At 49.5% G+C, this 13,278-nt stretch carries 16 protein-coding genes; 15 read left to right on the top strand and 1 reads right to left on the bottom strand.

Going from position 1 to position 13,278, the window contains the following annotated elements; translation table 11 throughout:
• The first annotated feature begins 46 nt into the window (after positions 1 to 46).
• The 13 genes from hisC to AC0YNV_RS09720 all read left to right on the top strand — a co-directional run bounded on the left by hisC (position 47) and on the right by AC0YNV_RS09720 (position 11,169).
• Complete coding sequence (gene hisC / locus AC0YNV_RS09780; protein WP_475767877.1) at positions 47 to 1,144, top strand: histidinol-phosphate transaminase; 1,098 nt, start codon at positions 47 to 49, stop codon at positions 1,142 to 1,144.
• Between the two features lie 4 nt (positions 1,145 to 1,148).
• On the top strand, positions 1,149 to 2,240 hold the full coding sequence (locus AC0YNV_RS09775) for a prephenate dehydrogenase (protein ID WP_475767875.1): 1,092 nt from the start codon (positions 1,149 to 1,151) through the stop codon (positions 2,238 to 2,240).
• A gap of 644 nt (positions 2,241 to 2,884) precedes the next feature.
• Entirely contained in the window at positions 2,885 to 3,478 is a 594-nt protein-coding gene (locus AC0YNV_RS09770; RefSeq protein ID WP_210041386.1) for an RNA polymerase sigma factor, read from the top strand.
• Positions 3,478 to 4,080: an anti-sigma factor family protein gene (locus tag AC0YNV_RS09765; protein WP_475767873.1), complete on the top strand. Its 603-nt coding sequence runs from the start codon at positions 3,478 to 3,480 to the stop codon at positions 4,078 to 4,080. Before AC0YNV_RS09770 ends, AC0YNV_RS09765 begins: the two co-directional genes overlap by 1 nt.
• Positions 4,081 to 4,111: 31 nt before the next feature.
• The gene (locus AC0YNV_RS09760; protein ID WP_475767871.1) at positions 4,112 to 4,708 is read left to right on the top strand and encodes a histidine phosphatase family protein; all 597 of its coding nucleotides are present in this window, start codon (positions 4,112 to 4,114) and stop codon (positions 4,706 to 4,708) included.
• A 142-nt stretch (positions 4,709 to 4,850) separates the two neighbouring features.
• Entirely contained in the window at positions 4,851 to 6,059 is a 1,209-nt protein-coding gene (locus tag AC0YNV_RS09755; RefSeq protein ID WP_475768408.1) for a hypothetical protein, read from the top strand.
• A 283-nt stretch (positions 6,060 to 6,342) separates the two neighbouring features.
• On the top strand, positions 6,343 to 6,525 hold the full coding sequence (locus tag AC0YNV_RS09750; RefSeq protein ID WP_475767869.1) for an IDEAL domain-containing protein: 183 nt from the start codon (positions 6,343 to 6,345) through the stop codon (positions 6,523 to 6,525).
• 170 nt (positions 6,526 to 6,695) lie between these two features.
• Positions 6,696 to 7,127 carry a DUF2487 family protein gene (locus tag AC0YNV_RS09745; protein ID WP_475767867.1) on the top strand — a complete coding sequence of 144 codons (432 nt, stop codon included), beginning with the start codon at positions 6,696 to 6,698 and terminating at the stop codon, positions 7,125 to 7,127.
• Positions 7,128 to 7,368: 241 nt separating this feature from the next.
• A complete protein-coding gene (locus AC0YNV_RS09740; RefSeq protein ID WP_210041377.1) occupies positions 7,369 to 7,902 on the top strand; it encodes a Rieske (2Fe-2S) protein in 534 nt (177 codons plus the stop codon).
• A 16-nt stretch (positions 7,903 to 7,918) separates the two neighbouring features.
• Positions 7,919 to 8,590, top strand: a complete 672-nt coding sequence (qcrB, locus tag AC0YNV_RS09735) for a menaquinol-cytochrome c reductase cytochrome b subunit (RefSeq protein WP_090976689.1) — start codon at positions 7,919 to 7,921, stop codon at positions 8,588 to 8,590.
• Between the two features lie 22 nt (positions 8,591 to 8,612).
• On the top strand, positions 8,613 to 9,494 hold the full coding sequence (locus AC0YNV_RS09730) for a c-type cytochrome (protein ID WP_475767865.1): 882 nt from the start codon (positions 8,613 to 8,615) through the stop codon (positions 9,492 to 9,494).
• A 139-nt stretch (positions 9,495 to 9,633) separates the two neighbouring features.
• Complete coding sequence (locus tag AC0YNV_RS09725; protein ID WP_475768407.1) at positions 9,634 to 10,218, top strand: DUF1405 domain-containing protein; 585 nt, start codon at positions 9,634 to 9,636, stop codon at positions 10,216 to 10,218.
• Between the two features lie 42 nt (positions 10,219 to 10,260).
• Positions 10,261 to 11,169 (top strand): sporulation protein YpjB, encoded by a 909-nt coding sequence (locus tag AC0YNV_RS09720; protein ID WP_475767863.1) that lies wholly within the window; start codon positions 10,261 to 10,263, stop codon positions 11,167 to 11,169.
• Between the two features lie 71 nt (positions 11,170 to 11,240).
• Here the strand turns inward: AC0YNV_RS09720 and AC0YNV_RS09715 are convergent, their stop codons facing one another.
• Entirely contained in the window at positions 11,241 to 12,107 is an 867-nt protein-coding gene (locus tag AC0YNV_RS09715; protein WP_475767861.1) for a YitT family protein, read from the bottom strand.
• Between the two features lie 232 nt (positions 12,108 to 12,339).
• On the opposite strand from AC0YNV_RS09715, the gene AC0YNV_RS09710 reads away from it, so the two are divergent.
• The gene (locus AC0YNV_RS09710) at positions 12,340 to 12,675 is read left to right on the top strand and encodes a nucleotide pyrophosphohydrolase (protein ID WP_475768406.1); all 336 of its coding nucleotides are present in this window, start codon (positions 12,340 to 12,342) and stop codon (positions 12,673 to 12,675) included.
• A 53-nt stretch (positions 12,676 to 12,728) separates the two neighbouring features.
• Positions 12,729 to 13,271 carry a tetratricopeptide repeat protein gene (locus AC0YNV_RS09705; protein ID WP_475767859.1) on the top strand — a complete coding sequence of 181 codons (543 nt, stop codon included), beginning with the start codon at positions 12,729 to 12,731 and terminating at the stop codon, positions 13,269 to 13,271.
• The last annotated feature ends 7 nt before the right edge of the window (positions 13,272 to 13,278 follow it).

Raw genomic sequence — 13,278 nt, 5'->3', positions numbered from 1 at the left:
AATGAAGCTTGAATGTTAAATTCATTAATCAAAGAGGTGACTATTGGTGCAGCCTAAACAAAGTATCGTAAATTTACCTGTGTATCAACCCGGCAAACCGATTGAAGAGGTTAAACGTGAGCTTGGACTTACCGAAGTCATTAAGCTTGCTTCCAATGAAAATCCATTTGGATGCTCGGAGCATGCGAAAGCTGCGATCCAGGATGAGCTTGCGAACATCTCCATTTATCCCGATAGCTTCAGTACGGCATTAACCGGTGCTGTTGCCGATTATCTGCAGGTAGAACGCAATCAGCTTATTTTCGGTGCCGGCTCTGATGAGGTCATCCTGATGCTGGCCCGCGCATATTTGTCTCCCGGGGATGAGACCATCATGGCGGATGAGACCTTCCCGCAGTACAAGCATAATACCGTCATTGAGGGAGGGACTGCGATTGAGGTTCCGCTCAAGGACGGTACGCATGATCTGCCGGCGATGCTGGCGAAGATCACGGACCGCACCAAAATCATCTGGATTTGCAATCCCAACAATCCAACCGGAACGATCAACAATGAAGACGAACTGGCCCATTTCGTAAGCCAGGTGCCGAAGAATATCATTATTGCCTTGGATGAGGCTTATTTCGAATATGTGACAAATGCTGAATATCCGAACAGCCTCGAGCTGCTGCGCGGGCATGAGAATATTATTATTTTGCGGACATTCTCCAAAGTATACGGCCTGGCTTCGCTGCGTATCGGCTACGGAGTTGCGCATTCCGGCCTGATCCGCCATGTGAACCAGGTGCGTGAGCCCTTCAATACTACGCGGTTCGCTCAGGCTGCTGCCGTCGCTTCCCTGGCCGATCTTGATTTCCTGAACAATTGCAGGGACCGCAATGAAGAGGGACGGCGCTATCTGTACCAGGAATTTGACCGCCTGGGTCTGAGCTATTTCGAATCGCAAGGCAATTTTGTGATGTTCGATGCCAAGCTGCCATCTCAGCAGGTATTTGACGGTTTGCTGCGCAGAGGGATCATCTCCCGTGCCCGCTGGACATATTACCCGACTTATATCCGCATAACGGTGGGCAGTCAGGAACAGAATCAATCGTTTATCCGGGCTCTGGAAGAAGTGCTTCAAGAAGCGGCGGTGCTGGGTTAATATTATGACTAAAATTGCAATATTCGGCGTCGGACTGATGGGCGGGTCGCTGGCTTTGTGCTTCAAGGGCAAGCCGGGGCTCACCGTCGTCGGTCATTCTGTACGCGAATCATCCGCAACCAAGTACATGGAGAGAGGCGTTGTCGATTATGCGACAACGTCCATGCATGATGCTGCTGAGGGTGCGGATTTTATTTTTCTGTGCGTACCTGTTGGAAACCTGGAGCAATATGTGCGCGAGCTTAGCGCCATGAAGCTGAAGCCTGGCTGTATTATTACGGATGTTGGGAGCACCAAGGCATCTGTGGCTTTGACGGCCAGCAGATTATTCGGCAAGGACGTCACCTTTATAGGCGGACATCCCATGGCAGGATCGGAGCGCTCAGGCGTTGAAGCAGCCTCGTCATATTTGTTTGAGAATGCGTTTTATGTTTTGACCCCCGCAGCGGGTACGCCGAGCAGCGATGTGGACAAGCTGACCGGGCTGATCAAGCTGACCAAGGCGCATATCGTCCATGTGAATCCCGAGGAGCATGATGAGATTGTCGGGGCTATCAGCCATCTTCCGCATATCATTGCTGTGGCGCTCGTCAATCAGGTGCGCGGCTATAATGAGAAGAATCCGCTGAACAGCGTGCTTGCCGCAGGCGGATTCCGCGATATTACCCGTATTGCATCCAGCGATCCTGTTGTATGGCGCGATATTCTGATCAATAACAGCGGTGTGCTGCTCAAGCTGCTCAAGGATTGGAATCTTGAAATTCAGACATTCATTCACATGCTTGAAGTAGGGGATGGCGAGGGGATAGAGCGTGCCTTTCAGGAAGCGGGAATTTTCCGCAGCCAGCTGCCTGAACGACGCAAAGGCATGATTCATTCGATCTACGAATGCTATGTCGACGTGCCCGACCACCCGGGAATCATCGGCAAAGTGGCTACTGAGCTCGGCAACAGCAGAATCAATTTGAGCAATATCCATATTATCGAGAGCAGGGAAGATGTACCCGGCGTGCTTCGATTGTCTTTTCGTACTCAGGAGGATCTGGATCAGGCCGTGGCCAAACTGGATGAAATTGGATTCCCTGTCCATTTTTAAAATAAATCTGTTATTTATGAAAACGCTTATTGACAAAATGTAAACGTATACATATAATAAAAGTACAGTATGGTTTCTCTCCACTCCTATCCAATCCTTCGCACTATGTGCGAGGCCGCCTCTAGAGGCGGCCTTTTTTTTATGCTCTCTTCTATAAACTGAAGCAGTTTCAAGTCCTGTGCATTTTTTTCCTGATCCGCTTTCTTCTAAAGTGAAACTTTAACGGTACTTCTTCCGTCTAATCTTATGGCAGACAGATGCTCGGGGTTTTTACATACTAGCGTTTATCCGTTCGACCCGATAATTTTGAGAAAAATTTATCTTTCAATATGGACCTCTATGTTACAATGAACGTATCGTCTGTAAAAATGTGGGATGATAAAACATGTCGAAAGAAGCAGGAATTTGGTCTCATTCCCCGAATTCTATTCGTTAAAATATAAAAAAGTATAAACTTTTGTCTATAGTCTGCCTATTTCCATGACGAAGAAATTTGCTGTGCTACCCAAGGAAGGCGTCAGCCGTTTCTGCCTGCTATAAAAAAATTCATTATTTTGCCTTAGCCGCGCAACTTTTTCCTCCCGCTTCGGTACAATATTATACCGAAGCGGAGTACTCCTATGGCCAAGGAGGGTCGCCCGCGAATGACCGATTCCCAGTTAATACGCGAAATCAAAGACGGTAACGTACAGCTCTATTCGGAACTGATGCGGCGCTACCAACGTAAAATCCTTGCTTTCATCTATCACATGCTCAAGAGCGCAAAGCTTGAGCTTCTGGCTGAGGATCTATGCTCGGAATCCTTTTACAAAGCGTACCGCAGCCTGCATTCGTTCAGGGAAGTTGATGCTTCCTTTTCCACATGGCTGTACACCATTGCAAGAAATACGGTATTAAGCGAGCTGCGCAAGCAGAAGACGGGCAATGTGTCGCTTGATGAAATCGGCTTTATGCCCACAGCAGCTCTCGATACGGTGCCTGAGCATCGTTTGCTGCAAAATGAGCGGATGTCGATGGTAAGGGAAGCGATCAACAGTCTGCCCGAGAAACAACGCTCCGCGCTTATTCTGCGAGAATACGATCAACTGGATTACCAGGAGATTGCGAGTATCCTCGGACAGACGGTAAGCTCGGTTAAATCCTTATTGTTTCGTGCACGCAGCAGCGTTAAAGTACAGCTCGAACCGTATTTCGGCGATTCGCCATTGCTGGAGGAATACGAGGGGATGAAAACGTGATGAAGTGCCTCCAAGTTCAAGAGTCGCTTGGCATCTATTGGGATTTGCCCGAGAATGATAAAGAACGTATAATAGTAGATGAGCATCTTCTAACCTGTGAAGCATGCAGGGAGGATTTTCGCATATGGCAGGAAAGTGAAGAATTGATTCGTGATTTCTCCGACAATGAGGACGAAATGGCCCCCATTGATCATGTGAACCGCGATGTGATGGAACGGATTTACAGCGAGCAAAGCTGGCTGATGCCGATTCCTACCCGCAGCTATCAATTCACCCGGACATTCCGCCGAAACATGACAGCGGTCATTGCATGCTGTATGGCCATATTCGTTTGCGGTTTATTTTACCTTATGATTGGCTATGATGGATCTTCTACTGCCGATGTGGCCAAAATGACAGGGATGCTGGATACAGCTGACGCATCCAACGACAGCTCGGTCATCAGCGCCGCTTTCTATGCGGATGTTCCAGTGGCCAGCATCAGTGATCCCATAATACTTAATGTTGTACCGACCATCCCGCAGTACTGGGTTGCTTTTTCCCTGCTTGGGATGATTATGACGCTGCTTATCCTGAACTGGTTTTCGCGAACGCGAAATTAAGTATATGTCCAACAAGAAAGAAGGGCTTTGATTGCGACTCGGACTTATCCGTCACGGCAAAACCGATTGGAACGCGCTTGGTAAAATCCAGGGTCAAACGGATACGCCGCTTAATGCGGAAGGGATCAGGCAGGCTCATGCCCTTGCGGCGAGACTTAGCGGTGAAGAGATACGCTGGGACGGGGTAGTAACAAGCGATCTGAGCCGTGCCCGGGAAACAGGACGGATTATAGCAGAGAAGCTTGGCATCCCGCTATTGCCGGCAGACGAGCGTCTGAGAGAGCGGTATTACGGCGCTATCGAGGGCACAACGGAATCAGAGCGTATGGAACGATGGGGCCCGGATTGGCGGAAAAGCGACAGCGGGCAGGAAACGGATGAAGAGCTTCGCATCCGCGCACTTTCTTTTGTTGAAGAGGCAGCGGAGAACAACTCCAAAGGCAATATTCTTGCTGTCACACACGGAAGTTTGCTGGCTCAATTAATGCAGGCGATGTGCGGTGATCTGGAGGATAAACCCATTGTGAATATGTCTTTTTCCATTATGGAGCGTTCGGATAAACAGTGGATACCATTGCTCCATAATTGCGCTATACATCTGGAACAGATCCATGCCGAGCGTCATTAAGTCCCGACCATTATCTGCCTAAGCTGCTTGACCGTCCTGACGGTCGGGCGGCTTTTTTTTATGTTCCGAGGTTATAAAATCCGTTAAAGTTCCCATAATGGTAGTAAACCTGCAAGAGAAACCGGGAATGGGGGCGGACAAGTTGAAATTGGCGGATATGCTCAGTTACGCGGACATCGGTCAATTAAGCCGTATTGCGACTACCTACCGATGCGAGTGCAGCGGTAATTCAAAGAATGAGTTGATCCAGTCTATTTTATCAACGGTAAACCGCAGGGAAGTGTTTGAGACTCAAATCGGCTCAATGAAAATGGAAGATTTGCGTTTTATCAACTCGCTGCTCTTTGACTCCAGAGATTCGTTCAGCCTGGAAGAACTGATCGCACGTGTGCAGCAAAGCAAGTTCAGTCAGACTTCTGCTGAGCCAGCGGCTGTAACACCCAGTGTTCTGCCGCAGCCCACAGCCAAGGAAACGAAAAAACCTGCCAAGCGTTCGAAAAAGTCACCAGTACCCGCTGTGGAAAGCGGGCCGCGCGAGACGATATCCCGATTCAAGCAGTATGGGTGGCTGTTCAACGGCTATGAAGGCCCCAACCGGTATTTGTTTCAAGTTCCCAGCGATCTGAAGGAGCGTTTCAAGGAAACGCTGGGCAAACAGTTTCTTGCCCAAGCGATCTATGTGGAGGAAGAACCTCACGCTTACCGGGATGAGCAGCTTATTTTGGGTGAAGATGTCATGCATTTCCTGGATTTTGTTTACCACAACGAAATCCCTCTGACTTCAGATAGTGTCATGTATAAGCGCAGCATGATGCAAATCATGGACCGCTTTGGCGTGAAGGAGGCATTTCCCGCAAGAGGCGAATGGCGTTTTGGTTATGGGCGGAGGATTAAAGATTACCCGAACAGGCTGTCCCTGATTTACGACTACTGTTACTATAACGGATGGTTATCCGAGGCTGATTCCCTGCTGACTTTGACATCTGCCGGGAAGGAGCGCCAGCTGAAGCGAATCCCCGAGCCGTCGGACAAGCTTTATGTGTTCTGGCTGCGTCTGTATAAAGGCGCTATTCCCAACATCAGGGCTATCGTACACTGGATTGACCAGCTGTCGCACAAATGGGTGAAGCTTGCCTCATTGCAAACGGTGCTGACCCCCTATATAAAACCTTTCTACTACGATCAACCGGAAACGATACTGGAACAGCGCTTGCTCGGGATGATGATGCATCTGGGGCTGCTCAGGATCGGAGATGATCCGGCAAGCGGGCAGGTTGTCCGCATGACCCCGATTGGACGTTCCATCGTAGCGGGATTAAGCATCGAGAATGACGCTATTGTTTTGAACTGAAGAAACCTGACACAGACGGGCAGACGCACATTCGTTGCTCGTAAGGGCCAACGTCCTTAGCGACGCTGGCTGCCCTGAATATAGTAAAGTAAGAGCCGGTTCGCTCGTCGGTTAGTTTAGAAGAAAAGTTCAACCTATATGTCTTCACTTGAATCGCCTGCTTTAATCGTCGATAACCGGACAAAAAAGACGATTGCAACGTATGAGACACGGACGATGGAAGCCTTCATGGCGAAAGGAATGAATATAGGATCTCTTAGGCGCGGTGTTGGAGGTGTATCCTATGGACAAAATGAAAGTGACGTATGAAGCAATGCTGGGACTTGCTGCGGAAATGATGCTGGACGAGGTTGTGCTTAAGTTCCGCAAAGACCGGCTGTACCAGGCGATCGATGAGGCGCTTATCTCTGGAGACAGGGATACGTTCCAGCGTTTGACAGAAGAACTGAAACTGCTGCACGCATAAGTGGGCGATATACTGCTCCATACAGCCGATTTGGCCTGCACCGCCGGATGAAGATCCGAAAGCGGTTGCGGGCCATTTGTTTGTCCATCATTATGTGATAGGATAATAGGATAAGTTAAGCGAAGCGACATTATAAACAGAATGGAACAAAGAAAGGTGAATGAATTACGATGAAATTCAGCGATCTTACCCCTGAGCAATGGGCGGAGCTTCAGCCTTATCTGGATACGGCAATCCTGCCGGTAACCGGTCTTTCCGGCGCTGAGGCGCCGTATCAGGCTACGGCAGCGCTTGAGAAGCTGAGGGATGTGCTTGATCTGATCGAAAAGCCGTTCAAGGGCCGTACCGTTACATATCCAGCCTGCCATTATGGAGAATGGAACAAGGAAACCATTAGGCAAGTCGCCGGCGCATGTCTGAATTTAAAACGTTCGGCCGGATTTAAATATGTGATTGTCGCGGCTGCTTTTGCCGAACCCGCCTTCATGAAGGCAGAGGAAGCGGACCTGTTCATCGGGTTGGATTTGTCGGGTGCTTTGCCAAGTTCAGAAGCTGTAAGCGAGTCGATTCGACATTTGTGGCTGGGCAAGACAACTTCATAAACTTTCATGTTTTGCTTGCATAAGGTAGGGCATGATGGGGAAAAACAAATGCCAGACAAGGTCAATTGTGACAAAATGATAACAAATTTAAGAACGATTTTCGTACGATCTGCAATTTGCCCACCTCATTCTTGACGCTCCAAACCACCTAGGCTATTATAGGTAATGTCCTAGTTCGTAATACGTTTTGCCTTCTCCGGCAGAACACAAGATATGGCTCGCAAAGGGGGTAGAACAGTAGATGAGTAATCACGAACATCAAGAAACCGCACACCGTCCGGTAAAACGAAACGGAATGTCCCGGCGTCAATTTCTGTCGTATACGCTCGGAGGCGCAGGCGCATTCATGGGCGCAGGAATGATACTCCCGATGGTGCGGTTTGCGGTTGATCCGATTTTGCAGAAAAAAGAAACCGGTACCTTCGTTAAAGTAGTTGAAGCATCCAAAATAACCAATGAACCGCAGGAATTTAAATTCAAAATCCATCAGGTTGACGGCTGGTATATCAGTGACCCTGAATTGACCGCGTGGATTTCAAAAGATTCACAGGGTAAAATGTTTGCTTTGTCGCCAGTGTGTAAGCATCTGGGCTGTACGATCGGCTGGAACACGGAAAAAAACAATCAATATGTGTGTCCTTGCCATGGCGCCCACTATACACAGGAGGGCAAGAATCTCGTCGTTGCGCCAAAACCGCTTGATGAGTATGAATTGAAGGTTGAGAATGAATGGATCTATCTCGGCCCGGTTATGCCGAATACACGGTTCAAATAAGGAGGCGTAAGCTCAGATGTTAAAAGGTGTATACAACTGGATTGATGAACGTCTTGATATTACGCCGATGTGGAGGGACGTCGCCGACCATGAGGTGCCGGAGCACGTTAACCCTGCTCATCATTTCTCCGCATTCGTGTATTGCTTCGGCGGACTGACGTTTTTCATCACGGTTATCCAAATTTTGTCGGGTATGTTCCTCACGATGTATTTCGTGCCGGATATTATCAACGCATACAAAAGTGTTGACTATCTGCAGCATAAGGTCGCTTTTGGCGGTATTGTGCGGGGGATGCATCACTGGGGAGCTAGCCTTGTTATCGTTATGATGTTCCTGCATACGCTGCGGGTATTTTTTACAGGCTCATACAAGGCGCCTCGTGAAATGAACTGGGTTGTCGGCATGCTTATTTTCTTCATTATGCTGGGTCTCGGTTTCACAGGTTACCTGCTTCCTTGGGATAACAAAGCGTATTTTGCAACAAAGGTTGGTATCCAGATCGCTGAATCGGTACCTTACATAGGTACATATATTAAAGAACTGATGCAGGGCGGAGAAATTGTCGGTGCCGAAACGTTAACACGCTTTTTCGCCATCCATGTCTTTTTCTTACCAGGCGCATTGCTTGCGCTTCTCGCGGCTCACTTCTTTATGATCCGGAAGCAAGGTATTTCGGGACCACTATAAGTCGAAGGGAGGCAATTTGCGAATGGCACATGAAAAGAAAACTGGGGAAAAGGTCGTCTTCGTTGGCGATTCGCGTGTTCGACAGCGCGTTCGGACTCCGGCCGTACCACCTGACTATTCCGCCTATCCGGGGAAATCGGAAGCTTTCATTCCGAACTTCCTGCTTAAAGAATGGATGGTCGGGGTTGTTGTACTCGTGGGTTTCCTCGTCCTGACGATTGCGGAACCGGCACCGCTCGGTTATCCGGCAGATCCGACGAACGCGGCGTTTATTCCGATGCCGGACTGGTACTTCCTGTTCCTGTATCAATTTCTGAAGCTTCCTTACGTTTCCGGAGGGTATGTTGTACTGGGAACTGTAGGCGTACCTGGTGTCGCATTCGGGGCGCTGCTGCTTGCGCCGTTCCTCGATACCGGCAAAGAACGCCGTTTCTACAGACGTCCAATAACTTCGATCCTGATGATTTTATCGCTGATCTCGGTTTTTTATTTGACGAAAACATCCTGGGATCATTATCAGCATGAGCTGGCTCTGACCAATACGGTTCCTGAGCATATCGTTCGTGAAGAGAAGGCCCGCGAGGCTGCCTCCAAAGGCCAGGAGCCGGGACAGGCTGCGCAGGAAGCGGCAAGCATTCCGCTGGTGGACGCAGATGATCCGGCAGTAGAAATTACGAAGAAAGCTCAATGTATTGCCTGCCATGGCGCAGATCTCAAAGGTAATGAAAGTTCCCAGGTACCATCGCTTCACGGCGTTGGCGACATACTGACCAAAGAAGAATTGGTTGATACGGTCACCAATGGTAAAGGCGGAGGAAAAATGCCTGCCTTCAAGGATACTTTGAGTGCGGAAGAGATCGATCAATTAACCACCTGGCTTGCGAAGCAGAAGAAACCTGAGTAATACAGCTTGCATGATAAACCTGATCGGAAGACTCGATCAGGTTTTTTTTGTAAATTAATCCGACCTCACCAATGAAAGGGTGGCTTTCTTGTCTTCTCTCTCTTTTTTCTGGAGCAGATCGTTTTTGACCAACCGGGTCATGCTGTGGCTGCTGTTTATCGTGAATGCGGCAGGAACGGTTTATGGCTATATATGGTACGGGAATCAAATCGAGTATACCATCGAGAATAATCCGCTCTGGCAGGTGGTTTTCGTGCCGGACAGTCCGACTGGAAGCCTGTTTTTTACGTTGGCGCTCTTATTTTTGCTTTTCCCCAAAGCAGGAGTTCCTTCTTCAGCTTATATCGGACTGCGCTCCATCATCGAGGCGCTTGCGGTTCTGACTTCATTTAAATATGGAATATGGGCGGTTACGATGATTGCTGCCGGAGCCGCACAAGGGGATGCGCTCGTGTGGCAGGACTATATGCTTGTTGTTTCTCATCTGGGGATGGCGCTCGAAGGTCTATTGTTCGTAAGATTTATGATATTTGGACGAACTGCCGCTGTGATTGCGCTCATGTGGATGCTATTGAACGATATTCTGGATTACAGCAGTGATATCTTCCCTTGGCTGCCAAACGTGCTCGAAGATGATCTGGATGCGATTCGCAATTTCACAATCGGATTATCGATCCTGACTTTGCTGGTGACGAACCTGACGCTCAAATTTCGCAAGGTCTAAAATGGGACAGCCCTCCATAAAGTAATATTGGAGGGGATGAGCGTGAAATTATCGTTGTCAGGGTTAATAGTCGGCATCGCGGCGATGCTCATGGTTGTTGGATGCAGCGATAAAGGGCCAAACCAGGTCCAGCATGTACAAGCTATGACCGGACTTGCCGGAAGTCTTCCCGCCTCGCTGGAATCTCTGGAGATGCTCTCGGAGGCGTTCTACACGGCTGCGAATAATGGCAACCGCCAGCTTTCCTATACGCTGCTGAGCAGGATCCGGCAGGCCGCAAAATCTTCGGAGATTCGTCAGCTGGGCAGTCCGACTGGTTGGAAATCATGGGATCAAAGTGTGAACAAGGTCTTGGAAGACCTGACATATAACCGGACCAGCCCGGAATGGATAAATGAGGCTGCGAGAATGAAGCTTGCTGTGGATGTGTTGATCAATCCAAAAGCTCCGCTTTGGCTGCAGTATGAGGATGTGCTGCAGGATGACCTGCGCCGGGTTCATCTCGCCTGGAAATCGCAAGGCAACGATCATGCATTGGCAGCACTGCAGCAGCTTGAAACCTACAGCCGGCATATAGATAGAATCGAAATGGCTGCTCTGATGCAGCGGCCTGAATTATTGAATACGCATCTGCAGAGCAGTCTGGATTACATCCGGCATATGCTCGAAGCCAGCAAGCAGGCTAGCGGAGGCACTCCTGCTGTTTCCACAGCGCTTGCTTCGCTTGAAGAAGCGGCAAGCTCATTATTTGGCATCGATGAGGCGGAAGCAACCATAAACCAGCATCTTCCGGTTATGCCTGACGATGTGGGAAGAGCTCCGGTTAGCGAGCAGCTGGCAGTGCTTTATATTTCGGCATTTGTAATGGGAATTTTGGCATTTGCCGGATGGCGCAGATATGCTTTTGAGCAAAAACACGGTACCGCCATTCCAGCTAAAAAGCGGCGTTGACCAAACCATCCGGCAGCAGGGCTGTCACGGACACCTTCTAAGATAAGGTATCCGTGACAGCCCTGTTTGCTTCATTTCTGCTGAAATCCTTCTCCGAGTACATCATGCACATCCGTTACAACAATAAATGCCAGCGGGTCCAGACTGTGTATGAGCGTTTTCAGCTGTCTTATCTCATGGCGGGCAACTACGCAGTAGACAACTTCCTTCTGATTCCCGGAAAATGCTCCTCTTGCCGGAAAAAGTGTCACTCCCCGATCCATTTCCTTTGTAATCAGTCTGGCCAGATGTTCACCATCCTCCGTGAAAATAGAGAAAGCCTTGGTTGCATAAGCCCCTTCCTGTATGAAATCAATCACCCGGGAACCGATAAAGACAGCAACCAGGGTATACAGCACCTTCTCCTTCGAGATATACAACAGGGAGGAGCCGATAATGGCCGCATCAAGAAATAAGATGATTTGTCCCATGCTCCAGCCCCTGTGCTTGGATGCAATCCGGGCAATGATATCGGCTCCGCCGGTTGTGGCGCCGAACCGGAATACAAGCCCCAGACCAAGTCCCAATGTTACTCCCGCGTAGAGGGCTGCAAGAATATAGTCGTTTGAAGTGCGGAAGGGAACGATCCAGCCGATGGCGATCAGCTTCTCGATCAGAGCGAGAAAAAACGTCAGCGAGAGGGTCCCGAACAGGGAATAACCCAGCTGCGACCGTCCAAGGAAGCGCCAGCCTGCTGCAAATAAAGGAATATTCAAAACCAGGGTTGAGACCGACAAGGGCCAGTTGAAGGCATAATGAAGCAGTATCGCTATCCCGGTAACACCGCCTTCCATCAATTCGTTGGGAAGGATAAAATAGTGAAGTCCAAAGGCATAAATGGCGGTGCCCAGCATAATAACCGGCAGCGTCCGCAGCAGCGTTGACGTACGGAGGGTCATCGACTAAAGCTCCTTTCATATGTAATCATGCTTGCTTCACTAACCATATCGTATACTCTCCGCAAAGAGAAGGGGGTCCCCGCAGCTTCAATCCAAAGTTGTGTTAGAATGGCGGTCATCAAGCCTGTACTTGCTAGTATGGCTAATTTGGTAACAATCAAAAACGTTGTTTTCAATCCCGCTTTGCGATAACATATGGAGTGAACCATGAGTGGCGAAAGGAAAGATAGCGATGACGGAGAAATCACTTGCCGAAATGCAGCGCGAGGTTGACCGATACATTTCGCAATTCAAGGAAGGCTATTTCAGTCCACTCTCGATGCTGGCCCGTATGAGCGAGGAAGTGGGGGAGCTTGCCCGCGAGGTTAATCATCGCTTTGGGGAGAAGCCGAAAAAAGCGGATGAAGCCGACAACTCCATTGAGATGGAGCTTGGCGACGTTTTATTTATAGTCATATGCTTTGCAAACTCGCTTGGCATCGACCTTGCGGAGGCGCATGACCGTGTGCTGAACAAGTTTAATACGCGCGATGCTGACAGGTGGACACGAAAAAACGTCGAACCGTAAACAGATTCCGGACATATGCTGTACCATCACTCTATGTACAGGAGGATGGGCGGATGGACGGAGCTGAAAGTATTAAAAAAGCATATGAAGCCATCCTCGGCGGTGACTTTGAGCTTGCGATCGCTCGCTTCGAAGAGGCGATTGCGCTGGAGCCAACCAATGCGGCGGCGTACTACAGATGCTCGATTACCTGCGCACGAAGCGGCAAATGGCCCAAAGCGCTGCAATATGCCGAGGAAGCCGTCAAGCTTGCGCCGGAACTGGAAGAATATCGCTTCCATCTGCATACGGTCCAGGCCAAGCAGCTTGTGAGCGACGCGGAGGAATTGCTTGCGCATACTCCTCAGGAGACCGAATATGCCCTGAATATGCTGCTGGAAGCCTCGCGCCTCGATCCGCTTAATATGGAGGCGCTCCTGCTGCTGGGAGCCGCATATGTGTCACTCAATCGTTATGATGAAGCTCTCATATATGCGCGCGGGGCGCTGCGTCTTGATCCCGAGCATTCAGCTGCCAAGCGGCTGTTTGCCAATATAAAGCGGAACCGGCAGGCGCTGACTCGAGAACAGCGAAGAAAACGAAAAAGGAACAGGTGATGCAGCT

It is taken from the genome of Paenibacillus sp. JT31N11, from assembly GCF_056269285.1.
This window is presented reverse-complemented; position numbering and strand designations above follow the sequence as displayed.